We start from the raw sequence: 26,208 nt of genomic DNA on the forward strand, positions 1-26,208 counted from the left end.
ACTTTCACGTGAAAGTGACCTGGAGGGTGCCTCCGGGTGGTGAGGGAGTCAGCCGGCGCCGTAGCAGACGTAGCTGGTGGCCGTGGGGGAGTCCGGGAGGTCGGCCTGGGCGCGGGCCAGTGCCGCGGCCGGGGTGAGGCCGGCGGCCAGGTGGCGGTGGTGGCGGACCATCAGGGCACGGCCCGCGTCGTCCGGGATCGGGAGGACCGTGGCGACCAGGCTCGTCGTGCCCAGGGCCAGCAGGGCCGAGGCCAGGCCCAGCAGCTCGTCGCCCGCGTGGATCGCCGAACGGCCCGAGTCGCAGCCCGACAGCACCACCTGGCGCGGCGGCCGGGCCAGGCGCTCGAGGTCGTACACCGTCAGCGGGCCGTCGGCGAGCCGGAGTGACGAGAACAGCGGGTTGTCGGTGCGGAACACGCCGTGCGCCGCGAGGTGGCCCAGCGCCGCGCCGTCGAGCGCCGCGAGCACCGGCTCGACCCGGGCGGTGCGGCCGGTGAACCGCCGGGCGCCGGGGTAGCGGCGGGCCAGCGCGGCGGCTTCCGCGGCGGCGTGCGGCAGCCCGGGACCGGCCACGACGACGTGGTCCCCGCCGGCACCCCGGGGCGCGGTCGCCGCGCGGTGCCACAGCGCCGCCGACGGGGCCAGCGACACCGGACGTCCGTGGCAGCCCGGCAGCGCCGGCCACGGCAGCTCGTGCAGCCGCCCGGTCGGGACGATCACCAGCGGGCCGTCGCCCAGCGGGAGCGGGGCGAGCAGGAGGTCGTCGAGGCGGCGGGCCGTCCGCTCGGCGAGGTCCGCGAACGAGCCGAGGCCGAACGCCGACCGCCGCAGCGCGAACCGCAGCTCGTCCAGGCGGTCCGCGGCCTCGGCCGCCGCGCCCAGCTCGCACCGCCGCAGCCGGCCGCCGGTGACGACCAGCGCGGACAGCCGGCCGTCCAGCTCCAGGTATTCGACCAGGGTGGCCGGGCCCAGCGCCGCGGCGAGGTCCGCGCGGGACGGCACCGGGGTGTCCGATGTGGACACTCCGGTCGCGTGCCGGGCGCGGTCGCGCACCGCCTGCTCCAGCCGGGCCTGCCGGCGCAGCAGGACGTTCGCCTGGCCGGTGCCCGCGGCGAGGTCGACGGCGACCTGGCGCAGGGCGGCGAGGTCGGCGGCCAGGCCCTCGTCGTCCGGCGGCCGGGCGGGCCGCAGCCGCAAGGCGCCCGCGTGCCGGTGCTCCGCCCAGCGCAGCACCGCCTCCGGTTGACCCGCTTCGACGGCGAGCCGCAGCCCGAGCCCGGTCAGCTCGCTCGCGTGGCCCGACGCGTGGGCGCGCAGCTCGCTCGCCCCGAGGCCGGCCCGGAACCGGTCGATCACCCGCACGCCGGCGCGCACCGCGGCGGCCGCGCCCCGGCGGTCGCCGTGCACCAGCCGCAGCAACGCCGTCGCGTGCCAGGCCCGGGCCCGCAGCTCGGCGGGCCCGCCGCGGCCGGCCCGGCCGACGACCGTCAGCTCCGCCTCGGCGACCGCCGGCCGGCCCAGGGCCAGTGCCAGCGACGCGACGATCAGCCGCGCGTCCAGGGCCACGACCACCCAGCCCGCCTCGGTGAGGGCCGCGACCGTGCGCCGGCCGGACCGGAGCATCGCGGTCGTCCGGAGCCCGCTGTCACGCCGGGCGCGCAGAGCCAGGTAACCGCCGAGCGCGGCCCAGCCCGGACGGCGCTGCCGGGCCGCGGACCGCTGCGCCAGCGTGGCTTCGCGCACCGCCGTTTCCGGGTCGCCGTCGAGCAGGGCGACCTTGGCGAGCACCAGCCGCGCCTGGACGAGGTCGACGGCGTTGCGCCGGCGTTCGTACTCCGCGACGGCGTCCGTCGCGGCTTCGCGCGCTTCGGCGATCAGGCGGACGGAGAGCAGCGTCTCGGCGCGTTCGATCGGCAAGAGCCCGGGGTCCGTCCCGGCCTCCTGGTACCGGGCGGCGGCTTCGTCGTACGCGGTGAGCGCGGCCGGGACGTCGCCGCGGACGGTGGCGGCGAGCCCGCGGTTCTGCCACACCATCGCCGTCCGTCCCATGTGGCCGGTCGCGCCGAAGCCGGCTTCGGCGCGACGCAGGTCTTCTTCGGCGCCCCGCCAGTCGCCCAGCCGGGCCAGCACGATGCTGCGGTTGGTGCGGATCGTCGCCTCGATCAGGGCGTCCCCGCCCGCCGCGCGCAGCGTGCCGAGAGCGGCGGCGAACTCCGCGGCGGCGTCACCGAACCGGCTGATTTCGGTGAGCACGACGGCCCGCTGCATCCGCAGCCGCGCGGCGGCCGGCCCGGTGAGCTCGGGCATCGCGCGGTCCAGCTCGCGCAGGGCCTCGGCGGTGCGCCCGGTCAGCGTCAGCACGTAGCCGAGCACCCCGCGCGTCTGGGCGGCCCGCTCCCGCAGGCCGGCGCCGTCGGCCAGCCGAACGGCCTTGCGCAGCCGGGTTTCGGCGTCGGTGAGCCGGCCGGTGGACACCCCGGCGAGGCCGAGCGCGTGCTCGGCGACCGCGGCGGCCTCGGCGTGGCCGCCGGCTTCGGCGAGCGCGGCCGCGGCCAGCACCCGGGCCCGGGCCGGCGCCGTGAACGCGAGGTCCGCGGCGGCGACGGCTTTGGCCAGGGCGCTGGTCATCGCGGGTTGTGCCGGGTCGGGCTGGTGGGTACCGGTCCGGCCAGAAGCAGGCCGTCCCCCGCGCGGCACGCGACTGTCGCCACGAAGCCGTCCGGCCGTGGCTGTGGCCGGATCGGTACCGATCGGCTGGTGGGTACCGGTCCGGTCAAAAGCAGGCCGTCCCCCGCGCGGCACGCGACTGTCGCCACGAAGCCGTCCGGCCGTGGCTGTGGCCGGATCGGTACCGATCGGCTGGTGGGTACCGGTCCGGTCAAAAGCAGGCCGTCCCCCGCGCGGCACGCGACTGTCGCCACGAAGCCGTCCGGCCGTGGCTGTGGCCGGATCGGTACCGATCGGCGCAGTATCAGATGGAGGGGTTCGCGGATCGGGTTGCCGACCCGTTCACCCATGATCGGTCCCGGAGGGGGACACATGACCCGATACCGCCACCGCGCCGGCGAGCTGCTGGTCCATGCCGACGATTGTGCCGCGATCCGCCCCGGACTGGCAGCGTTCGGCTACCACCCGGACGGGGGGACCGGTGCGCTGCGCCGCTTCACCGGCACGCGTCCGGTTCCGGACGTGCTCGCCGCCCTGGGCCGCCGCGGCGCGGGGCCGAACCACGTCTTCGGCCTCGACCGCATCATCTGGGGTGACCTGCGCCCGCGGCCGACGAACCTCGACCTCACCCCGGTCCCCGCGGCCGAACGCATCCGGATGCAGGTGGGCGTCGTCGACACCGGGATCGTGCTCCGGGACGGCGCGCCGCACGAATTCCTCGGCCGGCGCGTCTGCTACGCCCCGGAGGACACCGTCCGGGTCGTCCGCGGCGAAGACGGCAACCCGGTCGGCTCCGCCGGCCACGGCACGTTCGTCGCGGGGCTGGTGCTGAAGCAGGTGGGGCCGGACGTGGGCGTCCGGATGAAGGGCGTGATCGACGAGCAGAGCGGCGACGCCGAAGACCTGGCCGTGGCCAACGCGATCGACGACCTCCGCGAGGAGGGCGTCACCCTGATCAACCTGTCCTTCTCGGGGGAGACCTTCGAGGACCAGCCGCCGAAGGCGATCGAAGCCGCGCTGGGCCGGCTGTCCCCGGAGGTGGTCGTGGTCGCCTCCGCCGGAAACCGGGGGATGCGGCAGCGGGTCTACCCGGCGGGGATCAAGCTCGGGCGCTCGTTCCCCGGCGTTCTCGACGGCAACCACGCCCTGGTGCTCCCGGTCGGCTCGGCGGATCCCACGACGGCGATCTCGCGCGTCGCCGACTTCAGCAACTTCGGCCCGTGGATCGCGGCGTTCGCCGACGGCGTCGACGTCCTCGGCCCGTACTTCCACCCCGGCTACCCCAAGGTCTTCGACGTGCAGGAGTTCAACGGGTACGCGGTCTGGAGCGGGACGTCCTTCTCGGCGGCGATCCTCACCGGGAAGATCGCCGCCGGGATGGGCCCGGACGTCACTGCCCGCGAGGCGGCCGTCAAGGTGCTGGAGGCCGCCGAAACGATCACCGTCCACGACGTCAACGGCTGCCTGGACGTCCCGCACGTGCGGGAGTGAGCTAGAGGCTCGCCCAGCCGGTGGTGACCGTCGTGCCGTCCGCGGCGGTCACCGCGACCCGGGTCGCTCCGCGGGGCAGGCCCGCCGCCGTGAACCAGCCTTCCGGGCCGATCGGGCGGACGTGGCGTTCGCCCGCCACCTCGATCACCGCGTCGCCGATGGCGCCGGTGATCAGGCCGCGCAGCGAGACCCGGCCACCGCCGTACTCCACCTGCAGCTCCACCGACACGCGCGCCGACTCGAACGACAGCAGGCGGACGTCTTCGCCGTCCGCGCGGACCGCGCCGGCCTCCGCCAGGTCCGAGTCGAAGGCCAGCTCCGCCAGTTCGGCGTCGAGGTCGCGGGTGGTCAGGGCCGCACGGGCCTGGCGCAGCACGAGGTCCGGCACCGGGTCGGCCCGGCCGGCCGCCGCGCGCAGGACGTCCATGAGCTCGTCGTCGTCGGTCACGTCCGGTCCTCCGTCCCGAGCCCGGCCTGGCCGGCCCGCTCGCGCAGCCGGCCCAGGCAGCGCTGCCGGGTCGGGCCGATGCTGCCGACCGGCATGTCGAGGGCGGCCGACACCTCCGCGTACGACGGCGGCGGCGTGGCCATCAGCAGCCGCAGCAACTGGCGGCACTGATCCGACAGCTTGTCCAACGCGCGCCACAGCGCGGCGTCGCGCTCGTCGAGCAGCAAAGCCGCGTCGACGGCCGGGCCGGGCGCAGCCTCGCTCTGCCAGACCTGGTCGTCGGTGGGACGCTCCCGGTCGCCGCGGCGGAGCTGGCGGAGGCACTCGTGCCGGGCGGTGGTGGCCAGCCAGCCGGGCAGCCGTTCCGGGTCCTTGATCCGGCCGAGGTTTTCGACGAGCTTCAGCCAGGTCGTCTGGACGGCGTCGGCCGCGTCGGCGTCGGACAGCCGGTGCGCGCGGGCGACCGACCAGAGCAGGCTCGCGTACCGGTTGACGAGGGCGTCCCAGGACGCCTGGTCGCCGCGCGCGGCCGCTTCGAGCAGGGTCGTGGTGTCCACTTCACCTCCGGTTGCCCCGCTCAGCCTAACCAAGAGCGGCCCTTCGGACCGGTACGCCATCGGGGGACTCCTTCCCGTCTTCCTCCCCCGCTCAGCCGATCCGGTGAGAGCGCGGGAAATACCTGAACCACCCCGGTGGCCGCCGCCGTGTGCCCGGTGGGAGTGGTGGAGACAGGGATCGGGGTGAGCGGTCGTGCGGACCGTGGTGCTGGTGGTGCTCGTGGTGGACCTGGTCGCGTGTGGACAGCCGGTGACGGAGGTGCGGGGCCGGGCGGAGCCGGTGCCGGTGCACACCGGCGCGCCCCCGGGCGAGCTGCTCGGGGACACGCCGGTGGCGCCGGTCGTCGTGAAGCTCTAGTTGAACGGGTCCAGCGTCAGGTAGGCCGTCGCCGGGTTGCCGTCGTTGACCAGGGATTCGTGGTGGCCGACGTCGTCGAAGGCGAACCCGTACGCCTTTCCGTCGGCCATCTGCGCGTGGATCTTGCGCGCGTAGTGGTTGGTGACGGCGTCCTGGTAGAAGCCCGCCGAGCTGGTGTCCGGCTGGTTCGCGTTGGTCAGCAGCGTCGAGCGGTTGAAGCCCGCGCAGAGCGTGCGCGAGATCTGCCCGCGGACGTCGTTGGGCGCGTCGAGGTTCTTGTAGCAGCCGAACACGCTGTCGGAATCCGGTTTCTGGAACGCCGTCACGAAGCCGCCGGAGGTGTTGGTGAAGTTCATGGTGTTCCCGGAGACCCGGCCGTAGTACTTGACGTTCGGCTGGTCGGCCACCGGGGTCACGGTCAACGTCGACGAGCTGTACTTCGTCCAGACGCGGTTGATGTAGTCCTGCAGCACGTTCGCGGGCAGGGCGCCGGCTTCGATGCCGTGGCCCGGCGCCAGCGCGCGCAGGACCGTGCCGTCGGAGCGGGTGCGGATCAGGTTGGCCCAGCCGCCCGGCTGACCGCGCAGCGCCGTGTAGAACCCGTTGTAGCCACCCGGTTTCAGGTGCCCGGTGTTCCTCGTCGTGCCGCCGGCCGGCTGTACGCCGACCGCGTACGGCGCCGAGAACATGTCCACCTGGGTGCTGTTGATCCAGAGGCCGCCGTCGTTGAGCGTGTACTCCGACCAGTTGAAGAGGATGTCGACGTTCGGGTCCGACGGGTTCTGGACGGCCGGCTGCACCAGCCCGCCGGTGGCGAGCTTGAAGACCAGCTTCTGCCCGTAGGAGAAGTAGATCCGGCCGGAGAACTTCGGGATCCGGATGGTGATCGACTGGCCGTTCGCGGGGCCCGGGATCGACGCGTCGGGTGCCGGGATCGGCGGCACCGCGCCGCCGGGCCAGGCGTGGAACCCGCCGTTCGCGTCGGCCCAGCCCTGCTGCCCGGTCGCCAGGTTCGTGCCGAGGTCGTAGAGGTAGACCGGGTCGCTGCGGCCGGAGTTGTTGGTGATCTTCAGCGGGATCGTGGCCGGCACCGCCTCGGCGGCGGGGGCGGTCGCGGTGGCCACCGCGACCGCCGCGGCCAGCACCGCAAAGCGGTGGCGGAAGGACGTTTTCGTGCGCACGGGCGCCTCCTCGTCGAGGCCGATGATCGCAAGTTGTTCAGACCATTTCAGCGTCGGTGTCCCGGCGAGCGGTTGTCAAAGGCTGATATTTATCAGCCCCCGTCCGGCCCAACGTCCGCAGCTGCGCGCCCACCACGGCGGCCGGCACGATCGCCGCGCCGAGCAGCTGCCACGGCGTCAGCCGCTGGCCGAGCACGAGCCAGCCGAGCAGGGTGGCGACGACCGGGCTCAGCAGCCCGAGGAAAGTCACGTGCGTGGCGGACAGCGCGCGGATGCCCCGGAACCACAGCGCGTACGCGAAGGCCGCGCCGATCAGCGCCAGGTAGGCGTAGCCCGCAAGGTTCGCCCCGGACAGCGCCGACGGTGGCGCGCCTTCGACGGCCAGGGTGACCGGCACGAGCACCAGCCCGCCCGCGACGAGCTGCCAGCCGGTGGTGGCCAGCAGCGGCGCGGGGGACGTCCACCGCTTGCTCAGCACGACGCCGGTGGCCATCACGACCGCGCCGCCGGCCGCGGCGGCCACGCCGATCGCGTCAAGCCGGGCGGTCGACTGCAGGACCAGCAGGCTGACGCCGGCGACCCCGGCCACGCCGGCGAGCACGGTCCGCCGGGTCAGGCGTTCGCCGAGCAGGCCGGTGGACAGGCCGGCGACGATCAGCGGCTGCAGGGCGCCGAGGGTGGCGGCGACCCCGCCGGGCAGCCGGTAGGCGGCGACGAACAGCAGGGCGAGGAAGGCGCCGATGTTCAGCGTCCCGAGCACGAGCGAGCGCCACCACCAGTCGCCCTTCGGCAGCCGCCGGGTGAGCGCGACGAGCAGCAGCCCGGCGGGCAGGGCGCGGATGACGGCGGCGAGCAGCGGGCGGCCGGGCGGCAGGAACTCGGTGGTGACGAGGTAGGTGGTGCCCCAGATGGCCGGGGCCAGCGCGGTGACGAGGAGGAGGGCGAGGCGGTTGTTTAGCACTAAGGCAGATTACCTCAGCGCTAAGGTAACTGGCTACGTTCTCACTTACCGCTAAGGCATCCGTTACGCTGTGCCGATGGCCGACCACGTGGACCGGGTCCTCGCGCAGTGGCACGCCGAGCGCCCCGACCTCGACGTGTCCCCGATGGCGGTGATCGGCCGGCTGTCCCGCCTCGGCGCCCTGGTCGACACGGAGCTGCGCCGGACTTTCGCCCGCCACGGCCTGGACCGCGCCACCTTCGACGTCCTGGCGACCCTGCGCCGCAGCGGCCCGCCCTACCGCCTGACCCCGACGGAGCTGATGCGGTCGGCGATGGTGACGTCGGGGGCGATCACCCAGCGCCTGGACAAGATGGAGGCCCGCGGCCTCGTCGAGCGCACCCCGGACGAGACGGACGGCCGCGGCGTCCGCGTGGCCCTGACCGACGCGGGCGGCGAGCTGATCGACCGCGCGCTGCCCGACCACGTGGAGACCGAGCACCGCATCCTGGCGGCGTTGGGCGAGGGGGAGCGCGAGGAGCTGGCCGCGACGCTGCGCACCCTGCTGGAGGGTCTGGGCGGCGCCGCGTCCTAGGAGATCTGCCGGACCGGTTCGCCGCCCAGCAGGGAGTCCAGGTCGATGCGGCCGCCCGCCGCGGCCAGGACCGCGTCGATCGCCAGGTCGACGTCCAGTTTGCGGCCGTGCTGGTCGGCGTACGCGCGCATCAGGTTGCCGATGTGGCGCTCCGGGTTGCGCCACGTCGGCCAGCGCAGGGATGCCTGCCTCGCCAGCCTCGAGAAGTTGGACTGGCGGGTCGTCGCCTCCAGCAGCCACTCCAGGTAGACGCGCATCCCGTGGAACGCCGTGTGGCCCGGGGTCGCCACCGGGCCGTGGCCGGGCACCACGGTGCGCGGCCGGAACGTGTCCTGGAGCCAGTGCAGTGCGTCGAGCCAGCCGGGGATCGAGCCGTGCACCGCCAGCGGGGTGTCGCCGATGAACACCAGGTCGCCGGTGAACAGCGTGCCCGAGCGCGGCTCGTGCACCACCAGGTCGCCCGCCGTGTGGGCGACGCCCGGCACCGCCACGACGTCGGCCGTCGCGCCGCCCAGGTCCAGCTGGTGCCGGCCGGTCACCGGGCGGACCGCGTCCGGCTCCGGCGGCTCGAGCACGCCCCAGCTCGTGTAGGTGAAGACGTTGCCGTAGGTCTGCGGGCCGGCCTTGACCAGGTCGAGGCTGCCGTGCGCGGCCAGCGCCGTGCCGCCGTCGCGCAGGGCGACGCCGAGGCCGTTGTGGTGCTCGCCGTGTGCGTGCGTGATGACGACCGTGAGCTCCTGGTCGCCGGCGTACTTGCGGACGTCGCGCAGCAGCTCCAGGGTCGCCTGCTCGGTGCCGCAGGTGTCGATCAGCGCGACACCGTCGCTGCCCTGGATCCAGCCGCTGTTCGCGACGAACCACTCGGCCGGGCTCTTCACGTACGCCACCACTCCCGGCCGCGCGTGCCGGAGCGGGACGATGTTCGATCTGACGGCCGGCATGCTTTCCTCCCCTGAACGGACGAAGCGGTTAACGACGGTGACCGGACCAGGTTGCGCGGATTTTCCGGGAATGTTCGAACCCCCGCCCGTCGCCGCCAGCGGTCTAGACCAATGGGGATACTAAGAGCGCCTCCGGAGGCTGTCACTGACAAGACCGGACAGTGGAGGGTGAACTTTTCCCGCCGCGCATCCGGTCGAATTTCGGTCGGCCGACCGGCCGAGAATTTTTCGGATTTGGCCCTGGCCAGGGTCTTGACAGTCGATCACGACCGTCCATACTGGTATATACCTTTATGGGAGGGTCCGGGCCGAACAAAGAGGGGGACTTCGCGCTCACGGGCCGACGGAAGGTCTGAGGGGTCCTTCCGTCGGCCGCGCGGAGGCCGGTCACCGGCCGTGTTGACACAGATACTGGTACGAACCAGTATGTCTCCTGCCGGCCGGGAGGAGAACGATGACGGGGGCACACGTCCGGATCGACAACCGGCTGATCCACGGGCAGGTCACCGTCGCGTGGACCCGCCGCCTGGGCGTGCGCCGGCTGATCGTCTGCAACGACGAGGTCGCCGCCGACGACCTCCAGCTGATCCTGCTCCCGCAGGCCGCCCGCGGGCTGCCCACCGACGTGCTGCCGGTCGCGGCCACCCTGGCCGCCGAGCCCGGCGCCGGCGTGATGGTCGTCGCCAAGCATCCCGAGGACGTCTTCCGCCTGGTCGACGGCGGGCTGCGGCCCGAGGTCGTCAACGTCGGCAACGTCGCGCCCCGGCCGGGCCCGGCGTACACCATGGTCACCCGCTCGGTCGCGGTCACCGCGGACGAGGCCGACGCCTACCGCAAGCTCGCCGCCGCGGGCGTCCCGCTGGTCACGCAGCTGCTGCCGCAGGACAAACCCGCCGATTTCGTCACCCTGCTCGACCGGAAAGGGCTGTAGCTCCAGCATGCTCGTCGCGTTGGCCCTGACCCTGTGGGCGATCTACTGCACGTACGACGGTCTCGGGCCGTTCCTCATCTACGCCCAGCGGCCGCTGATCGCCGGCTCGGTGGCCGGCCTGATCACCGGCCACCCGCTGCTCGGCCTGCTGATCGGCGCCACGCTGGAGCTGGCCGCCCTGGGTGTCTACACCTACGGCGGCGCCACCATCCCGGACTACCAGACCGGCGCGATCGTCGGCACCGCGCTGGCCGCGGGCGCCACCGGCGATGCCGCCGCGCAGGCCGCGATCGGGATCGGCGTCGGCCTGCCCGCGGCGATCCTGCTCTCGGCGCTGGACCCGGTGGGCAAGATGGTCACCACCGCGCTGGTGCACCGGGCCGACGGTTACGCCGCCGACGGCAACGCGCGCGGCCTGGCGATGATCCACTGGGTCAGCCTGGTCCCGTGGGTCGCCGTGCGCGCGATCCCGACGTTCCTGGCCGCGCTCGCCGCGTCCGGCGGCCTGGTCAAGGACATCACCGCGAGCATCCCGGCCGGGTTCGTGCAGGGCATGACGCTGGCCGGGTCGCTGCTGCCGGCGGTCGGGTTCGCGCTGCTGCTCGGCATGATGGAGCTGTCGCGGTACTGGTACCTGCTGCTCATCGGGTTCGTCGGGTTCGCCTACCTGCACCTGACCGTGCTCGGGATCGCGCTCGTCGGCGTCGCGGTCGCGATGCTGTTCGTGACGCTGAAACGCGACGAACCGGCGCTCGCGGTGCCCGAGGCCGCGGCCGACGAGCCCGCCGCGGACCCGCGGCTGACGAAGCAGGACCTGCGCCGCGCGTTCCGCCGGTACTTCTGGTCCAGCCAGATCTCCTGGAACTACGAGCGGATGCAGGCGCTCGGGTTCGCGTACTCGATGGAGCCGGTGCTGCGCCGGCTCTACCCGGAGAAGGCCGAGTACGTCGCCGGCCTGCAGCGGCATTTGCAGTTCTTCAACACCTCCGTGCTCGTCGGCGGCCCGCTGATCCTCGGCTCCAGCGTCGCGCTGGAGGAGGCGGGGACGCCCAAGTCGGCGGCGAGCACGAAGGTCGCGCTGATGGGGCCGATGGCCGGCATCGGCGACACCGTCGTCTTCGCGCTGTACAACAGCATCGTCTTCACCATGGGCGCGTCGTGGGCCTTGCAGGGCAACTGGCTCGGCCCGGCCTTCGCCGCGGTGATGGTGCTCGTGCCGTACGCGCTGATCAGGCGCTGGCAGTTCGCCTTCGCCTACCGGGAGGGCAAGCGGCTGGCCGGGCACCTCGCCGCCGGGGCGCTCGCCCGCGTCGCCCAGGGGGCGACCGTGCTCGGGTTCGTCGTGCTCGGCGGGTTCATCCCGTCGATCGTCAAGGTCGTCACCACGCTCACCTACCGGCAGACCACCACGGTCCAGGGGCAGCCGGTGACGCAGGCGGTGGCGATCCAGGACCGGCTCGACGAGCTGCTGCCGTTCCTGCTCCCGGTGCTCGTCACGGCCGGGGTGTACCTGCTGACGGTCAAGGCCCGGCTGCGGCCGGTCTGGGTCATCGGCATCGTCGTCGTGGCCGGGGTCGTCCTGGGGTGGCTCGGCTGGTTCGCGCCATCGGCCCCGGCGAAGAGTTAGGGGAGTCCGCCATGTCCGTTCCGATCATCCTCGCCGGCCACGGCCGGCTGCCCTCCGGCGTCGGGGAAGCCGCCGAGATGATCCTCGGCCCGCAGTCGCGGCTGAAGGTCTGCGAGCTGAGCCCGCGCGACAGCCCGGAGGAGTTCGGCGCCCGCGTACTCGCGCTGGCCGGCGACGCCGAGGGCGTGCTGGTGCTTGCCGACCTGCACGGCGGCTCGCCGTTCAACGCCGTCCGCACCCTCGCCGCCGGGCACCCGCGGCTCCAGCTGGTCTCCGGGCTCAACCTGCCGATGCTGCTGGAGGTCCTGCTGCACACGACCGGCGACGTCACCGAGCTCGCCGGGGTGGCCCGCGCCGCCGGCCGCGACGGCGTCGTCGACGTCCTGGAATCGACCTGGTGACCGCCGCGCTCCTGCTCGCCGCGCAAGACGTCCGGATCACGCCGGAACCCGGGCACCGGCTCGGCGGGTACCTGGCGAGACACGGTGTCGCGACCGGCACGCACGACGACCTCGAGGCGTCGCTGATCTGGCTGTCCACCGAGGACGACCCCGGCGTGGTGTGGGTGGCGCTGGACGCCCTCGCGGTCGACGCCGGGCTGACCCGCACCCTGGCCGACGCGGTCGCCGCGGCGGTCGGCATCGACCCGGACCGGGTGCTGGTCTGCGCGTCGCACACGCATTCCGGGCCGGAGGGCTGGACCGGCCAGCTGCACCCCGGGCTGCCGGGGCAGCGCGACGCCGGGCTGGTCGGCCGGATGGCGGAGAAGGTCACCGGCGCCGCGCTGCGGCTGCGCGCCTGCCGCGGCCGGGTCCGCGCGCGCTGGCACGCGGGCGAAACGGAGGCCGTCGGCGGCAACCGCTACCGGCCCGACGGCCCGCACGACACGTCGTTCGGCGTGCTCGAACTGCGCCGCGACGACGGCAGCCCGGCCGCGCTGCTGTTCGACTACGCGAGCCACCCCACCGTGCTCGGCCCGGACAACCTGGCCTGGTCGGCGGACTGGCCGGGCGCGACCCGCCGCGAGCTGGCCACGCTGGTCGGGCAGCCGGTCTCGGCGTTCCTGCAGGGCGCGGCGGGTGACGCCAGCTCCCGGTTCGTCCGCCGCGGCCGCGACCACGACGAGGTCCGCACTCTCGGCGGCCACCTCGCGACGTCGATCGCCCGCACCCTCGCGGCGGTGTCGTCCCCGGCGGCGGCCGGCGGGCCGGTCCGGCTGACCCGGTCCACGCTGCACCTGCCCTACCGCGAGGTGCCGTCCCTGGAGGACAGCGTCGAGCTGCGCGCGGAGGCGGAGGCGGAGTGGCAGCACGAGCTGGCCCGCCACGGCGAGGACCACCCGGCGGTCCGCATCGCGCAGACCCGCTACGAAGGCTGCGCGATGCTCGCGACGATGGCGGCGGGCGGGCGGCCCACCGGCTGCGCCGAGGTGCCGGTCAGCGTGGTGTCCCTGGGGGAGATCGCGTGGCTGCACACGCCGTTCGAGCTGTTCGCGTCGCTCGGCCTGCGCATCCGGCGGGGCAGCCCGTTCCGCCACACGCGCGTGATCGGCTACACGGACGGCTACCTGGGCTACCTGCCGGACGCCGACGGCCACCGCGACGGGATCTACGAGTCGTACGTGACGCTGTTCGGCCCGGAGTCCCCGGACGTGCTGGTGGAGCACTGCCTGAAGGTGCTGCGGGCGCACCAGCTCGGGTGAGCCCGGTCAGGAGGCCGGGCTGCGCCGCGCCTGGGTGAAGACGGTGTAGCGGTCCGCCCGGTACAGGGAGCGGCCCGCTTCGATGACGCCGCCGCTCTGGTCGTGCAGGGTGCCTTCGATGATCAGGCAGGGCTGGGTGGTTTCGATGCCGAGCAGGGCCGCGTCGTGGCTGTTGGGCAGCACCGCGGAGATCGCGGTGTCGTTCCACTCGGCGCGCACGCCCCAGCGTTCCTCGATGGTGCGGTGCAGGGACTGGGTCTCCCAGTCGAAGAGCTCGATGTCCGGGAACCGGTCGACGGAGAGGTTGGTCCGTTCGACGGCGAACGGCTCGTCTTCGACGTAGCGGAGCCGTTCCAGCCGGAACACCCGCGCGCCGGGCGGCACGTTGAGCCGTCCGGCGATGCGCGGGCCCGCGCTCTCGACCTCGGCGTGCAGCACCTTGGTCTTCGGGACGACACCGCGGGCCTGCATGTCCTCGGTGAAGGAGGTCAGCATGTCGATGTGCGCGGCCTGCCGTTCGGCGGTGAAGGTCGCGGTGCCGTGCTGCCGGTAGAGGACGCCGTCGGCGACGAGCCGGTTGACCTCCTGCCGCACGGTCCCGCGGGCGACCTGGAAGTGCTCGGCGAGGAACCGTTCGGACGGCATCAGCCGTCCGGGCCCGGCATCGCTGGCGACGCTTTCCAGGATTTCCCGCAGCTGGTCGCCTTTGGGCCGCCCCGGCTGCAGCGCGTCCGGGAGGCGCAGATCGCTCGCGGGGACGTGTTTCGGACGGGGCATGGCTTCAGTATGTCGCGCACCGCCCACGGAGGTAACACCCGGCGCACCGCACCGGCGCCGCGGCGGACGGTGGTGTGCGCGCATCGCCGCAGCTCAAGCGGCGGTCCGACCGCTCGGGGATCCGCGAACGCCGCCTGCGGCCACGCCTGGCCACCAGGCCGCCGGTGCAGCCGGTCGCGCGCGGCGAGCAGGGTGCTGACCCGCGTTGCCGATCACGACCAGTCGCGGCAGACCGCGGGAAGTGTCGGTGCTCGCCGGTAAGCTGGCTACCGGGGGGCCGGAGGCGTCATACCGGGGGCCGGAGGCGTCATACCGGGGGCCTGAGGCGTCATACCGGGGGCCGGAGGCGTCATACCGGGGGCCGGAGGCGTCGTTCAGCCGGTCGCGCGTCCGCCCAGCCGGGCCAGGAACTCCGCCGCCACCGCCTCGCCCGTCGCGTGTCCCACCGCCCGGTACAACCCCTCCGACTCCCGGGCCGTCCCCTCGGCCAGCATCGAGCGGCCCGCCGCCGCCTGGACTGCCGCCAGGCCCAGCAGGGCCTCCGCCTCCACCACGCGGAACCCGCCCGCGCGGGCCGCGTCCAACGCCGTCCGCGCGTGTTCGCCCGCCTCGCCCGGCCGCCCGCCCGCCGCCAGGACGCGGGCCAGCGTGGCCGCCGCCTCGGCCAGCTGGCCCTGCAAGCCCGACTCCGCCGTCAGGGCGCGGGCCTCGCGCAGGACGCGTTCCGCCGCGTCCAGGTCGCCCCGGCCCTGCTCCGCCCGGCCGAGTGCGATCAACGCCGCCGCTTCGACCTGCCGGTCGCCGTCGCGGCGGACGCACTCCAGGGCCGCCTCGGCCGTGTCCGCCGCCGCCGGGGCGTCGTCGCGGGCCAGCTGGAGGGCGCTCACCACGTTCAGCGCGGTCGCCTCGCCGAAGCTGGAGCCCAGCTCGCGGAACGCCCGCAACGCCTGGTCCAGGACCTCGCCGGCCTCCGCGAGCCGGCCCGTCGCGAGCAGGATCGAGCCCAGGTCGGCGAGGTTGGCCGCCTCCCAGAACGCCAGGTCCTCCTTGCGGGCCAGCGCGATCGCCTCGACCAGGCAGTCCTCCGCCTGCTCCAGCCGGCCCAGCTGGCGGTAGTGGCAGCTCAGCGAGTTCAGCGCGAGCGCCTCACCGGACCGGTTGGCCAGCTCGCGGAACAGCTGGATCGCGCGGCGGCTGTGCTCCACCGCCTCCGACAGGCGGCCCGTCCACTCCAGCATCGCGCCCAGGTTCGCCACCGCCGTCGCCTCGCACTGGCGCCAGCCGCACGCCCGGCTCGCCAGCACCGCCTTCTCCGAGTGCCGGATGCCCGCCTCGTGCTGGCCTTCGCGGAAGTACGCGCCGCCGATCGACAGCTGCACCAGCGCTTCCGCCGGCTGGGCGCCGTGGTCCTGGGCCGCGCGCAGCACGATCGGGGCCAGCTCCAGCCACTCTGCGCGGCGGCCGTGGTCGTGGAAGAACCGCCGCAACGCGTCGGCGAGATACCAGGCGCCCGGGTACGGCCCGCGCGCCGCCGCCTGCCGCAGGGCCGCCGACAGGTTCGGCACCTCGACGTCCAGCCAGGCCACGGCCGAGGCCGCGTCGGCGAAGGCGACCGGGCTCGGCGCCGACGGCGCGTCCTCGCGGGGCAGCGCCACGATCCGCGCGCCCAGCAGGGCGACCGCCGCGTCCGCCGCCGCGCAGTAGCCGGTGAACAACCGCTCCCACGCCCGGTCGCGCGCGGGTTCGTCCTCTTCGGCGCGGACGCACCGCTCGGCGTAGCGGCGGGCGAGGTCGTGGAACCGGTAGCGGCGGGGCGCGTGCGCCTCGAGGAGGTTCGCCGCGGACAGCCCGCGCAGCCGGCGGGTCGCCTCCTCGGCCGGCACGTCCAGCAGCGCCGCCGCGTCGACCGCCGTGAAGTCGGCCCCCGGCACCAGGGCGAGCAGCCGGAACGCCTGCCGCAGCCCGGCCGGCAGCGCCTGGTACGACACGGAAAACGCCTTGGCGACGGCGCTTTCGCCGTCGAAGCCGAGGTACGCCAGTGGATCGCCGCGCAGCTCGTCGACCAGCTCACCGATGCTGGCGACGCCGGTGTTCGCCGCGGCGATCCGCAGGGCCAGCGGGTGGTGGCCGCAGAGGCGGGCCAGCTCGGCGGCCGCCTCCGGTTCGGCGGCCGCCCGGTCGCCGAGCAGGGCGGTCAGCAGCGCCCGGGAGTCTTCCTCGCGCAGCTGCGCCAGGCCCAGCGACCGCGCGCCGACGCGGGCGACCAGCTCGTCGAGCCGGTGGCGGCTGGTCACCAGCACCCGGCCCGACGACGGCAGCAGCGGCAGCACCTGCGCGGTGTCGCGGGCGTTGTCCAGCACGACCAGCGCCTGCCGGTCGGCCAGCAGCGTCCGGTAGAGCTTGCTCTGGTCGTCGACCCCCGGCGGCACGTCCCGCAGGTCGACACCGAGGGTGCGCAGCAGCTGCGCGAGCGCGGCGGCGGGGGTGAGCGGCTCGTCGTCGGCGTCGAAGCCGCGCAGGTTCACGTACAGCTGGCCGTCGGGGTAGCGGGTCCGCGCGGTGTGGGCCCAGTGCACGGCGAGCGCGGTCTTGCCGACGCCCGCGGTGCCGGTGATCACCCAGACGTCGCCGGGTTCGCCGAGCGCGGCCAGCTCCGGCGCGCGGCCGGCGAACCCGCGGACGTCGCGCGGCAGCTCGGCGGGCCGCGGCGGGACCGGGGCGGCGGGCGGCGCCGGTTCGCCCTCACCGCGCAGGATCCGCATCCGCAGGTTCTGCAGCGCCTGGCCGGGTTCGATGCCGAGTTCGTCGACCAGCAGCTCGTGGGCCCGCGTGTACGTCTCCAGCGCCTCCGGGGTGCGGCCGCAGCGGTGCAGCGCGAGCATCAGCGCGGCCCGGAGGCGTTCGCGGAACGGGTGTTCGCCGACGAGCAGGCGCAGTTCCCCGACGACCTCGCCGTGCCGCCCCGACGCGAGTTCCTGCTCGTACAGCTCCTCCAGCGCGACGAGCCGGCGTTCGGCCAGGGCCGGCCCTTCGTGGGCGGCCAGTTCGTCGCTCACCCCGCCGAGCGGGGTGCCTTCCCACAGCGCCAGCGCGGCCCGCAGGTGCGCGACGGCGTCCGGCCCGGACGTCGCCCGGGCCTTGGCGACCTCGTCGTCGAACACGTCGACGTCGCGGTCACCGGGCGCGACCTCGATGAGGTAACCGGAGGCGCGCCGCACGATCACGTCTCGGCCGAGGAGCTTCCGCAGTTCCGAGACGTGCACCTGGAGCCGCCCGCGCACGCTCGGCGGCGCGTCTTCGCCCCAGGTCAGATCGATGAGCCGGTCTTCGGTGACCACCCGGTTGGGGTTGAGGAGCAACGCGGCGAGCACGGAAGTCTGCTTGCGGCCACCGGGGCGGACCGGGCCGGTGTCGCCGAGGACGGTGATCGGCCCGAGCAGGCGGTAGCGCACGTGATGCCCCCCGAAGGCGGACCGAAGCGGAACGGAAGTGCCGTGATCGACACTAGCCCCGGACAGGGCGGACGGGAGGCCACGGGTGGACAGAGACGACGCGGAACGGCTCTTGTTCGTCTGCTTCCCGGAGGGCGGCGAAGCCGCCGGCCGCTACCGGGCGTGGCGCGATCCCCGGATCGCGGTGCACGTCGTCGAGCTGCCCGGCCGCGGCGGGCGCCGGGACGAGCACCCGTACCGGGACATGTGGCTGCTGGTCGAGTCACTGGCCGCGGAGCTGGCCGGGGCGCTGGGCCGCCCGCACGTGCTGTTCGGGGCGGGGGTCGGCGCGCTCGTCGCCTACCGGCTGGCCCAGCGGCGGGTGGCCGCGGGACTGGGGGTCCCGCGGGCACTCGTCGTGGCGCACCAGGCCCCGCCGGACCGCGCCGCGCGCGCGGTGCCGGACCAGGCGGAGCGGGCCGACGTCAGCCTGCTGGTCAGCGACGGGCACGTGCCCGTCGCGCCGCCCCTGCCGTGCCCGATCCGGGGGTTCGGGGAGCCGCAGGTGATGACGGGCTGGGGGGAGCACACCAGCGCGGGGTTCGTGCTCACGCCGGCGCGGGCGCAGGACAGCGCGGCGCTGCTGCGGGACGCGGTCCTGCGGGCGGGCTACCTGATCTCGGCGCTGGCCGGGCCGCCGCCGAGGCTGACGGAGGCGTAGGCGGGCGGGGTGAGCTCCCGGCGCGGGGTGCTCACCCCGGTGCGGGCGAGGTCGTCGGGATGAGCACGCCGCGCGGGGTGCGTGCTCATCCCGGCCCGGGTACCGGAACAAATCGGAGCAGCGGTATGTACAAGCGCTGTTACAATCGCCCCGCGTGCCCTTGACCCGTGCCTTCGCCGACCTGACGCCGCTACGCACGTCACCGCCGTTCCGGCGGCTCTGGGTGGACCGCGTCGACCGGCGGAAGTTCGCCCTCGTCACCACGGCCGGGCAGGCCGCCTGCTCGGTGCTGCTCGCGGTGCAGGGGTTCCTCGCGGACGTGCCGGTGCTCGCCGTGCTCGGCCTGGTGGCCGCCCAGTCCTGTTTCGTCGCGGGCGGCGGGCCGGCCGCGCGCGCACCTTCGTCCCGCGGCTCCTGCCGCCGGAACAGCTGTCCGCCGGGCTCGCGCTGAACCGGATCGCGTTCCAGGGCGCGATGCTGCTCGGCCCGGCGCTCGGCGGGCTCGTCCTCGGGCGGTTCGGCGCCGGCGGCTGCTACGTCGTCGACGCGCTCGCCTTCGGCTTGGCCTTTTACAGCCTCGCCGGCCTGCCGGAGATGCGGCCCGGCGGCGAACCGTCGCGGCCCGGGGTGCGCGGCGTGCTCGACGGCCTCGCCTTCCTCGTCCGGACCCCCGTCGTGCGGGGTGCGCTGCTCACCGACCTGGCCGCCACCGTCCTGTCCATGCCGATCAGCCTCTTCCCGCTGGTCAACGCCGGACGCTTCGCCGGCGACCCGCGCACCCTCGGCCTGTTCCTCTCGGCCGTCGCGGCCGGCGGGGTCGCGGCGTCGGTGTTCTCCGGGACGTTCACGCGCCGGCCGCGGCCGGGCCGGGTGATGCTCGCGGGCTCGGCGGTCTGGGGTGGCGCGCTCATCGGGTTCGGCCTGGCGCCCGGCCCGTGGCTCGGGCTGGCGTGCCTCGTCGTCGCGGGCGCCGCCGACACGGTCTCGGTGGTGTCGCGCGGTGCGCTCGTCCAGCTGGCCACCCCGGACGCGCTGCTGGGCCGGGCCGCCGCGGCCGAGCAGATCGTCGGCCAGGCGGGCCCGGACCTCGGCAACCTGCGCGGCGGTCTCGTCGCCGGCGCCACCTCCGGCACGTTCGCGCTGGTCAGCGGCGGAGTGCTGGGTGTCGCGGCGGTGGTGGCGATCGGCGCGGCCACGCCCGGCCTGCGCCGGTTCGGGTCGCCCGCGAGCTGATTCCCGTGGCCGGCGTGGGGTTTCGCGCCCATTCACCGGCCGGCCCGGTGGCGGCCGCGGGGAATCGTTCTCCGTGCCCCGGCGCCGCCGGAAAGAGCGCCGGCTGGGCTGATCGGCCGCTTCCGGATTCACCCGTCCGGACCTGTCGGACAACCCGCCGTGAGCAGGGCATCCGTCGCCGCAACCGGCCCGGCGGAGGTGCATCGGGTGCCATTTCCGATTAATTGACCACGGTGTCCAAGAATTGTCCAAGAATCGGAAACGGCCTCGCTTTCTTCGAAAAGCTATCGCAACGATGGAGTTGTGTGGACTGTCGAAGAGTGATGGCCGCCGACCGGTTTCCCGGCGTCGATCGGCGGCCGCGCGCCGGTCGAGCCTGGTCGTGACCGCCGCCACCTGCGGTGGCGAGATCACGAAACCCGTTGGAAAACCGTGGGTTTGTTCCCCTCGTCCGGACGCACGCTGTCAGTGGGTAACCTGATGGCCCGCTTGTCACTCTTTCGCGTGAACGTGGCGTGACATATTTCTCGGCAACGCAATTGCGGCCCGGGAAATCGTCATCTACAGTCCGGCTGATCCCGGCCAACGAGCCGTAATTCCGTGATCCGCAGAATCTTCCCCGAGGAGTGGCATGCCCCAACGCCCCTCGACGCGCCGGCTCGCCGTGCTCGCCCTGGTCGCCGTCCTGGTGACCGGGTGCAGCCAGCTCAAAGGCTCCGCCGCCGCCGGTGACGTCGAAAAGCCGTCGATCCGGGTCGCGATCCTCACCACCGTCGACCTCGCCACCCTGTGGCTGGCCCAGGAAGGTGGGTACTTCAAGGCCGAGGGCCTCGACGTGCAGACCGACGTCGGGGCCAGCGGCCAGGAGACGCTGACCCGGATGGTGACCGGACAGGACGACCTCGCCCTGTCCACCTACCCGCTGTTCTTCCTGGCCAAGAACAGCGGCACCGCGGACATCAAGCTGGTGTCCGACGGCACGTCGGCGAGCCCGCGCAGCAACGAGGTCGTCACCGTGCCGAACTCGCCGGTCAAGACCGTCGACGACCTCAACGGCAAGCGGATCGCCATCAGCTCCAAGAACGCGGCTTCGGACGTGCTGACCCGGTCGGTCATGCACGACCACGGCATCGACGCGAGCAAGGTGCAGTGGGTGCCGATGCCGCTGCCGGAAATGGGCGCCGCGCTGGCGCAGGGCCGGGTCGACGCGGCCTACCAGCCCGAGCCGTTCCTCACCCAGGCCGCCAAAACGGCCGGGGCCTACCCGGTGGTCGACGCGGCCAGCGGCAGCACCCAGGCGTTCCCGCTCACCGGCTACGGCGCCACCGCCAAGTGGGTCCAGGACCACCCGAAGACGGTGCGGGCGTTCCAGCGCGCGATGCTCAACGCCACGCGCGCCGCGGTGGACCGGGCCCGGATCGAACCGCTCGTCGTCCGCAACGCCAAGGTGGACCAGGACATCGCCAGCCTGATGGTGATGCCCGCCTTCGGGTCCACTCTGGACGCCCGCCGCATCCAGCGGGTCCCGGACCTGCTGCAGCAGCTGGGTGTCGTCCAGACGAAGATCGACGCCTCCTCGATGATCGCCCCGCAGGCCGGCACCGGCTGACCCCGGGGACGCCGCCGCGAAGGGCGGGTGCGCGAGATCGCGCACCCGCCCTTTTTCCTGTGCCGCCGGGAAGTTTTCCTCTTTCCTTGCCATCGTGAAATTTTCGGACCACCGGCATCGAGTCCGGTTTCGCCGGTTCGCACCTTGACATGACCGCCGCCGCGCCCCACCCTCTTCATACCGACCGCGCGGTACGCACGAGTCCACATGGTGAGATGGAGAGCGATGACGCTTCCCGGCGAGGATCTGCTCGTGGCCGACGGCCTTACCGTGCGCTTCGGTGGTCTCACCGCCCTGCACGACGTCCGCCTGCGCGTCGACGCGGGCACCGTCGTCGGGGTCATCGGGCCCAACGGCGCGGGCAAGACGACGCTGTTCAACGTCATCTGCGGCTTTGTCCGGCCGCAGGCGGGCCGGGTGCTCTGGCGCGGGCAGCCGCTCGTCCGGCACCGGCCCGAACACCTCGCCCGGCTGGGGATCGTCCGGACCCTGCAGGGGCTGGGCCTGTTCCCCGGCCTGACCGTGCTCGAGAACGTGCTGGCGGGCGCGGGCCGGCACGCGCGGACCGGCGTGCTCCCGGCCCTCGCCGGCGCCGGCCGGTCGGCCCGTGACGAAGCCGGCCTGACCGAGCGGGCCCGGGCGGCCCTGGGCGAGCTCGGGATCGCCGACCTGGCCGAGGAGTTGCCCGGCGTCCTGCCCTACGGCGTGCGAAAACGCGTCGCGCTCGCCAGGGCGCTGGTGGCCGAGCCGGACCTGCTGCTGCTCGACGAACCGGCGAGCGGCCTCTCGTCCGCCGAGCTCGCCGAGCTCTCGACGTTGATCCGCTCGCTGCGCCGGCAGATGGCGGTGGTGCTCGTCGAGCACCACATGGACCTGGTCATGGGAGTCTGCGACCGGGTGGTGGTGCTGAACTTCGGCGAGGTGATCGCGGCGGGCACCCCGGCCGAGATCCAGGCCGACCCCCGCGTGGCCGAGGCCTACCTCGGCGACCCCGCCGAGGAGGCGCCCGGTGCTTGAGATCGAAGAGCTTTCGGTGGCCTACGGCGCGGTCCGCGCGCTCGACGGCGTCGGCGTCACCGTCGAACGCGGCGGGATCACCGCCGTGCTCGGGGCGAACGGCGCCGGCAAGACCACGCTGCTGCGCACGATCAGCGGCCTGCAGCCCGCCCGCGCCGGCCGGATCACCTGGGCCGGCCGGGAACTGACCGGGCTCGCGCCGGACCGGATCGCGCGCGGCGGGGTCGCGCACGTCCCCGAGGGCGGCGGCGTGATCACCGAGCTGACCGTCGACGAGAACCTCCGGCTGGGCGCGCTGTGGCGGCGTGACCGCGCCGACCGCGCCGCCGCGCGCAAGGAGGTGTACGAGCTTTTCCCCGCCCTGGACGAACGTTCGGCGAAACCCGCCTCGACGCTCTCCGGCGGCGAACGGCAGATGCTGGCCATCGGCCGCGCCCTGATGAGCCGGCCCGGGCTGCTGCTGCTCGACGAACCGTCGCTCGGCCTCGCGCCGCTGATCACCGCCCGGATCATGGGGATCCTGCGGGACCTGCGCGCGTCGACCGGGCTCACCGTCGTGCTCGTCGAGCAGAACGCGCACAGCGCGCTGTCCATCGCCGACCGCGGGTACGTCCTCGCGCTCGGCCGGGTCGTGGCCGTCGACACCGCGGCGGAACTGCTGGCCGACGACGGTCTCCGCCACGCCTACCTCGGCTTCTGAGGCGTCCAAAATGGAGGTGAACGGTCCGGTATGCAGGACTTCTTCGACCTGACCCTCGGCGGGATCTCGGCCGGCGCGGTGTACGCGGCGCTCGGGCTCGCCCTGGTCATCATCTACCGGGCCACCCGGGTGGTGAACTTCGCGCAACCCGCGCTCGCCCTGATCTCGACCTACCTCGCCTATTCGGTGACGAAAGCGACGGGCAGCTACTGGCTCGGGTTCGTCGTCGCCATCGTCGCCGGGACCGTGCTGGGCGTCGTCACCGAACGGCTGCTGATCCGGCCGCTGCGGCACCGCTCCGAGCTGAGCTCGATCATCGTCACGCTCGGGCTGCTGCTGGTGCTGCAGGCGGTCGCCGGGATGATCTGGTCCAACGAGCCGCTGGCGTTCCCCTACGCCTTCGACTTCCGCGGCCGGTTCTCCGCCAACGACCTGTTCGTCGTCCTCGTCGTGCTCGCCATCGCCGCGCTCGTCCTGGTGCTGTTCAAGTACACGCCGCTGGGCCTGCGGATGCGCGCGGCCGCGTTCGCCCCGGAAGTGGCGCGCACGCTCGGCGTGCGGGTCGGGCTGATGCTCACCGCCGGCTGGGGGCTGGCCGCGGCCGTCGGCTCGCTGGCCGGGCTGCTCGCCACGCCGCCGTTCCTCTTCCCGAACGTGCTGGACGGCGTCTTCGTCTACGCACTCACCGCGGCGGTGCTCGGCGGCCTCGACAACCCGCTGGGCACCATCGCCGGCGGGTTCGTGCTCGGCCTGGGACTGTCCTATGTGTCCGGCTACTTCGGACCGGAGATGGTGACGATCGCCGCGCTGGCCATCCTCGTGGTGGTGCTGATCGTGCGGCCCAGCGGGTTGTTCGGCCGGGCCAAGGTGAGGCGGGTATGACCGTGCGCACCAAGACGCCGGAAGCCCAGGCGGCCCCGGTGAAGCGGCGCCGCGCGCTGCCGCCGCTGCTCGTCCACGCGCTGGGCGCGCTCGGCGCGTTCGCCGTGGTCGTGCTGCTGACCCTGGTCACCGACGAGTTCACCAACCTGCGGATCGCGACCATCGGCTACTACCTGGTCGCGGTGGCCGGGCTGACCCTGCTGACCGGCCTCACCGGCCAGGTTTCGCTGGGGCACGGCGCGTTCATGTTCATCGGGGCCTACACGGTGGCCCTGCTGGTGAAGTACGTGCCGGCGTTCCCGCTGTGGGCCGACCTGCTGCTGGCTTCGGCCGCCGGCGGGTTCGCCGGGTTGCTGGCCGGCGCCGCCGCGGCCCGGCTGCGCGGCCCGTACCTCGCCGGGGCGACCCTGGCGCTGGCCGTCGGGCTGCCCGCGCTGACCCGGAAGTTCCCCGACTTCCTGGGCGGCAGCAACGGGTTGAGCTTCACCGTCCACAGCAGACCGGCCGGCGTCGGCGTCCCGGAGCTGCGCTGGCAGACCTGGATCGTCTGGCTCAGCGTGCTGCTGGCGCTGGTGCTGGTGGTGAACATCGTCCGCGGCCGGCTCGGGCGCGACTTCCGCGCGGTCCGCGACGACGAGGTCGCCGCGGCGCTGAGCGGGATCCCGGTGGGCCGCACGAAGATCCTCGCGTTCCTGGTCAGCGCGGTCTGCGGCGGGCTCGCCGGCGGTCTGCAGGCGTTCCTGCTCGGCACCGCCGCGCCGGGGTCGTTCACGCCCGCGCTGTCGCTCAGCCTGCTGGCGGCGGTGGTGCTGGGCGGGCTCGGGTCCCTCTGGGGTGCGCTGTGGGGCGCGGTCGCGCTCGTCTACTTCCAGGCGTGGTCCGAGGACCTCGCCGACGTCTTGCACCTGAACACCGACGTGGCCAACAACCTCCCGCTCGCGGTGTACGGCGTGATCCTCATCGTCGTCGTGCTCGCCTTCCCGCGCGGCATCCAGGGCGGTTTCCAGCGGCTCCGCGCGATTCTCCGCAAGCCCGCCGAGAAAAAGGAGAACCATGAGAACCACTAGGTACGGCGCGGGATTCCTCGCCCTCGCCCTGGCGCTGACCGCGTGCGGCGGCGCGGGGGAGAGCAACGGCGGCGGTCAGCAGGCCGCCGACTCGGCCGTCGGCGTCACCAAGGACACCGTCGTCATCGGCACGCACCAGCCGCTCACCGGCCCGGCCGCGCCCGGGTACAGCAAGATCTCCGTCGGCGCCCGCGCGGTGTACCAGGCGATCAACGACGGCGGCGGGATCAACGGTCGGAAAATCGACTACAAAGTCGAGGACGACGGCTACAACCCGACGAAGACCGTCGAGGTCGTCAAGAAGCTCGTGCTGCAGGACAAGGTGTTCGCCATCGTCGGCGGCCTCGGCACGCCGACGCACTCAAAGGTCGTCGACTACCTGAACTCCGAAGGCGTGCCGGACCTGCTCGTGTCGTCGGGCGCGCTCGCCTGGGACAACCCGCAGAAGGACCCGATGACCTTCGGGTACCAGGTGGACTACACCCGCGAGGGCAAGATCCAGGGCAAGTACGTCAAGGACACCTTCGCCGGCAAGAAGGTCGGCTACTTCACGCAGAACGACGACGTCGGCCGCGACACCCAGGCCGGGCTCGACCAGTTCGTCAAGGAGCAGACCGTCGTCCGGCAGGGCTACGACAGCGCCAACACCGACGTCACGCCCCAGCTGTCCGCGCTGAAGGGCGCCGGCGCGGAGGTCGTCGTCTGCGCGTGCATCCCGGCGTTCACCGCGCTGGCCATCCTGGCCGCGGCGAAGATCGGCTACCACCCGCAGTTCGTGGTCAGCAGCATCGGCGCGGACCCGGCAACGCTGTCCGGGCTGCTGCAGGACTTCGCCAAGCGCGGCGGCGCGAGCGTGTCCAGCGCGCAGCTGCTGGCCGGCCTGATCGGCACCGGCTACCTGCCGGACGTCGCCCAGACGTCGGACCCGTGGGTCGCCTACTTCAAGGGCATCCACGACAAGTACATCGCGAAGGAGCCGTTCACCAACACCGTCCTTTTCGGCATGGTGCAGGCGTACACGTTCGGGCAGGCGCTCAAGGCGGCCGGGCCGGACCCGACGCGGCAGAAGGTCGTCGACGCGATGAGCTCGGGTGCGCTGAAGGGCCCGGGCCTGACCCCGTTCGGGTTCTCGAAGGAGTCGCACGCGGGTTACACGGGCGCGTACGTGTTCAAGATCAACCCGGACGTCACGACGACGGTGATCCAGCCGCCGGCCGTGACCGACCGCGGCACCGGGGCGATCACGCCGTACACCGGCGAGCGCGCGACCCCGGAGCAGGTGAACCTGGTGAGCAAGTGACGGCGGGGCCGGGCTGTTCCGCGGCCCGGCCCG

At 73.7% G+C, this 26,208-nt stretch carries 24 protein-coding genes; 16 read left to right on the forward strand and 8 right to left on the reverse strand.

Annotated elements, in window-relative coordinates:
- Positions 1-48: 48 nt before the first annotated feature.
- Entirely contained in the window at positions 49-2,628 is a 2,580-nt protein-coding gene (locus C2L59_RS50025; RefSeq protein WP_103347723.1) for a CHAT domain-containing protein, read from the reverse strand.
- Between the two features lie 411 nt (positions 2,629-3,039).
- Between C2L59_RS50025 and C2L59_RS01645 the strand changes: the two genes are divergently transcribed.
- On the forward strand, positions 3,040-4,158 hold the full coding sequence (locus tag C2L59_RS01645) for a S8/S53 family peptidase (protein ID WP_103347724.1): 1,119 nt from the start codon (positions 3,040-3,042) through the stop codon (positions 4,156-4,158).
- Between the two features lies 1 nt (position 4,159).
- Here C2L59_RS01645 and C2L59_RS01650 read toward each other — a convergent pair whose 3' ends face one another.
- Together C2L59_RS01650 and C2L59_RS01655 are read right to left on the reverse strand one after the other, a co-directional pair.
- On the reverse strand, positions 4,160-4,606 hold the full coding sequence (locus tag C2L59_RS01650) for a hypothetical protein (protein WP_103347725.1): 447 nt from the start codon (positions 4,604-4,606) through the stop codon (positions 4,160-4,162).
- The gene (locus tag C2L59_RS01655) at positions 4,603-5,163 is read right to left on the reverse strand and encodes an RNA polymerase sigma factor (RefSeq protein ID WP_103347726.1); all 561 of its coding nucleotides are present in this window, start codon (positions 5,161-5,163) and stop codon (positions 4,603-4,605) included. Before C2L59_RS01655 ends, C2L59_RS01650 begins: the two co-directional genes overlap by 4 nt.
- A 193-nt stretch (positions 5,164-5,356) precedes the next feature.
- Between C2L59_RS01655 and C2L59_RS01660 the strand changes: the two genes are divergently transcribed.
- The gene (locus C2L59_RS01660) at positions 5,357-5,521 is read left to right on the forward strand and encodes a hypothetical protein (protein ID WP_103347727.1); all 165 of its coding nucleotides are present in this window, start codon (positions 5,357-5,359) and stop codon (positions 5,519-5,521) included.
- Here the strand turns inward: C2L59_RS01660 and C2L59_RS01665 are convergent.
- The gene (locus C2L59_RS01665) at positions 5,518-6,702 is read right to left on the reverse strand and encodes a glycoside hydrolase family 64 protein (protein WP_103347728.1); all 1,185 of its coding nucleotides are present in this window, start codon (positions 6,700-6,702) and stop codon (positions 5,518-5,520) included. The two genes, C2L59_RS01660 and C2L59_RS01665, sit on opposite strands and share 4 nt — an antisense overlap.
- A gap of 37 nt (positions 6,703-6,739) precedes the next feature.
- Entirely contained in the window at positions 6,740-7,663 is a 924-nt protein-coding gene (locus C2L59_RS01670; protein WP_103347729.1) for an EamA family transporter, read from the reverse strand.
- A 76-nt stretch (positions 7,664-7,739) separates the two neighbouring features.
- Here C2L59_RS01670 and C2L59_RS01675 point away from each other — a divergent pair, with 76 nt between their 5' ends.
- Complete coding sequence (locus C2L59_RS01675) at positions 7,740-8,237, forward strand: MarR family winged helix-turn-helix transcriptional regulator (RefSeq protein WP_199198863.1); 498 nt, start codon at positions 7,740-7,742, stop codon at positions 8,235-8,237.
- Here C2L59_RS01675 and C2L59_RS01680 read toward each other — a convergent pair.
- Positions 8,234-9,178 (reverse strand): MBL fold metallo-hydrolase, encoded by a 945-nt coding sequence (locus tag C2L59_RS01680; RefSeq protein ID WP_103347731.1) that lies wholly within the window; start codon positions 9,176-9,178, stop codon positions 8,234-8,236. The two genes, C2L59_RS01675 and C2L59_RS01680, sit on opposite strands and share 4 nt — an antisense overlap.
- Before the next feature lie 454 nt (positions 9,179-9,632).
- Between C2L59_RS01680 and C2L59_RS01685 the strand changes: the two genes are divergently transcribed.
- The 4 genes from C2L59_RS01685 to C2L59_RS01700 are packed head-to-tail and all read left to right on the forward strand — an operon-like array spanning position 9,633 to position 13,438.
- A complete protein-coding gene (locus C2L59_RS01685) occupies positions 9,633-10,109 on the forward strand; it encodes a PTS sugar transporter subunit IIB (protein WP_103347732.1) in 477 nt (158 codons plus the stop codon).
- 7 nt (positions 10,110-10,116) lie between these two features.
- Positions 10,117-11,736 (forward strand): PTS system mannose/fructose/sorbose family transporter subunit IID, encoded by a 1,620-nt coding sequence (locus tag C2L59_RS01690; protein ID WP_103347733.1) that lies wholly within the window; start codon positions 10,117-10,119, stop codon positions 11,734-11,736.
- A gap of 11 nt (positions 11,737-11,747) precedes the next feature.
- Positions 11,748-12,137 (forward strand): PTS sugar transporter subunit IIA, encoded by a 390-nt coding sequence (locus tag C2L59_RS01695; RefSeq protein WP_103347734.1) that lies wholly within the window; start codon positions 11,748-11,750, stop codon positions 12,135-12,137.
- Positions 12,134-13,438 carry a hypothetical protein gene (locus C2L59_RS01700; RefSeq protein WP_103347735.1) on the forward strand — a complete coding sequence of 435 codons (1,305 nt, stop codon included), beginning with the start codon at positions 12,134-12,136 and terminating at the stop codon, positions 13,436-13,438. The genes C2L59_RS01695 and C2L59_RS01700 overlap by 4 nt, the downstream gene beginning before the upstream one ends.
- Before the next feature lie 6 nt (positions 13,439-13,444).
- On the opposite strand, the gene C2L59_RS01705 is transcribed toward C2L59_RS01700, so the two are convergent.
- Together C2L59_RS01705 and C2L59_RS01715 are read right to left on the reverse strand one after the other, a co-directional pair.
- Positions 13,445-14,215 (reverse strand): GntR family transcriptional regulator, encoded by a 771-nt coding sequence (locus tag C2L59_RS01705; RefSeq protein WP_103347736.1) that lies wholly within the window; start codon positions 14,213-14,215, stop codon positions 13,445-13,447.
- A gap of 374 nt (positions 14,216-14,589) precedes the next feature.
- The gene (locus tag C2L59_RS01715; RefSeq protein WP_103347737.1) at positions 14,590-17,667 is read right to left on the reverse strand and encodes a BTAD domain-containing putative transcriptional regulator; all 3,078 of its coding nucleotides are present in this window, start codon (positions 17,665-17,667) and stop codon (positions 14,590-14,592) included.
- Between the two features lie 85 nt (positions 17,668-17,752).
- Here C2L59_RS01715 and C2L59_RS01720 point away from each other — a divergent pair, with 85 nt between their 5' ends.
- From C2L59_RS01720 to C2L59_RS01755, 9 genes are all read left to right on the forward strand, one after another.
- Positions 17,753-18,367 (forward strand): thioesterase II family protein, encoded by a 615-nt coding sequence (locus C2L59_RS01720; RefSeq protein WP_103347738.1) that lies wholly within the window; start codon positions 17,753-17,755, stop codon positions 18,365-18,367.
- Between the two features lie 154 nt (positions 18,368-18,521).
- A complete protein-coding gene (locus tag C2L59_RS48535) occupies positions 18,522-18,818 on the forward strand; it encodes a hypothetical protein (protein WP_233223236.1) in 297 nt (98 codons plus the stop codon).
- Between the two features lie 5 nt (positions 18,819-18,823).
- Positions 18,824-19,600, forward strand: a complete 777-nt coding sequence (locus tag C2L59_RS01725) for an MFS transporter (protein WP_233223233.1) — start codon at positions 18,824-18,826, stop codon at positions 19,598-19,600.
- 631 nt (positions 19,601-20,231) lie between these two features.
- Positions 20,232-21,209, forward strand: a complete 978-nt coding sequence (locus tag C2L59_RS01730) for an ABC transporter substrate-binding protein (RefSeq protein WP_103347739.1) — start codon at positions 20,232-20,234, stop codon at positions 21,207-21,209.
- A gap of 225 nt (positions 21,210-21,434) precedes the next feature.
- Entirely contained in the window at positions 21,435-22,226 is a 792-nt protein-coding gene (locus tag C2L59_RS01735) for an ABC transporter ATP-binding protein (protein ID WP_103347740.1), read from the forward strand.
- Complete coding sequence (locus C2L59_RS01740) at positions 22,219-22,926, forward strand: ABC transporter ATP-binding protein (RefSeq protein ID WP_103347741.1); 708 nt, start codon at positions 22,219-22,221, stop codon at positions 22,924-22,926. Before C2L59_RS01735 ends, C2L59_RS01740 begins: the two co-directional genes overlap by 8 nt.
- Positions 22,927-22,956: 30 nt before the next feature.
- Complete coding sequence (locus C2L59_RS01745) at positions 22,957-23,808, forward strand: branched-chain amino acid ABC transporter permease (protein ID WP_103347742.1); 852 nt, start codon at positions 22,957-22,959, stop codon at positions 23,806-23,808.
- Complete coding sequence (locus tag C2L59_RS01750; protein ID WP_103347743.1) at positions 23,805-24,875, forward strand: branched-chain amino acid ABC transporter permease; 1,071 nt, start codon at positions 23,805-23,807, stop codon at positions 24,873-24,875. Before C2L59_RS01745 ends, C2L59_RS01750 begins: the two co-directional genes overlap by 4 nt.
- Positions 24,862-26,175 (forward strand): ABC transporter substrate-binding protein, encoded by a 1,314-nt coding sequence (locus tag C2L59_RS01755; protein WP_103347744.1) that lies wholly within the window; start codon positions 24,862-24,864, stop codon positions 26,173-26,175. The genes C2L59_RS01750 and C2L59_RS01755 overlap by 14 nt, the downstream gene beginning before the upstream one ends.
- The last annotated feature ends 33 nt before the right edge of the window (positions 26,176-26,208 follow it).

The sequence above is a fragment of the Amycolatopsis sp. CA-128772 genome (genome assembly GCF_002904295.1).
Classification (GTDB): domain Bacteria; phylum Actinomycetota; class Actinomycetes; order Mycobacteriales; family Pseudonocardiaceae; genus Amycolatopsis.

Bases quoted from the DNA above. Each gene is read 5' to 3' on its own strand.
- C2L59_RS01705 (WP_103347736.1), bottom strand. From the start codon at position 14,215: ATGCCCCGTCCGAAACACGTCCCCGCGAGCGATCTGCGCCTCCCGGAC.
- C2L59_RS01680 (WP_103347731.1), bottom strand. From the start codon at position 9,178: ATGCCGGCCGTCAGATCGAACATCGTCCCGCTCCGGCACGCGCGGCCG.
- C2L59_RS01745 (WP_103347742.1), top strand. From the start codon at position 22,957: ATGCAGGACTTCTTCGACCTGACCCTCGGCGGGATCTCGGCCGGCGCG.
- C2L59_RS01685 (WP_103347732.1), top strand. From the start codon at position 9,633: ATGACGGGGGCACACGTCCGGATCGACAACCGGCTGATCCACGGGCAG.
- C2L59_RS01735 (WP_103347740.1), top strand. From the start codon at position 21,435: ATGACGCTTCCCGGCGAGGATCTGCTCGTGGCCGACGGCCTTACCGTG.
- C2L59_RS01750 (WP_103347743.1), top strand. From the start codon at position 23,805: ATGACCGTGCGCACCAAGACGCCGGAAGCCCAGGCGGCCCCGGTGAAG.
- C2L59_RS01695 (WP_103347734.1), top strand. From the start codon at position 11,748: ATGTCCGTTCCGATCATCCTCGCCGGCCACGGCCGGCTGCCCTCCGGC.
- C2L59_RS50025 (WP_103347723.1), bottom strand. From the start codon at position 2,628: ATGACCAGCGCCCTGGCCAAAGCCGTCGCCGCCGCGGACCTCGCGTTC.
- C2L59_RS01675 (WP_199198863.1), top strand. From the start codon at position 7,740: ATGGCCGACCACGTGGACCGGGTCCTCGCGCAGTGGCACGCCGAGCGC.
- C2L59_RS01690 (WP_103347733.1), top strand. From the start codon at position 10,117: ATGCTCGTCGCGTTGGCCCTGACCCTGTGGGCGATCTACTGCACGTAC.
- C2L59_RS01730 (WP_103347739.1), top strand. From the start codon at position 20,232: ATGCCCCAACGCCCCTCGACGCGCCGGCTCGCCGTGCTCGCCCTGGTC.
- C2L59_RS01755 (WP_103347744.1), top strand. From the start codon at position 24,862: ATGAGAACCACTAGGTACGGCGCGGGATTCCTCGCCCTCGCCCTGGCG.
- C2L59_RS01645 (WP_103347724.1), top strand. From the start codon at position 3,040: ATGACCCGATACCGCCACCGCGCCGGCGAGCTGCTGGTCCATGCCGAC.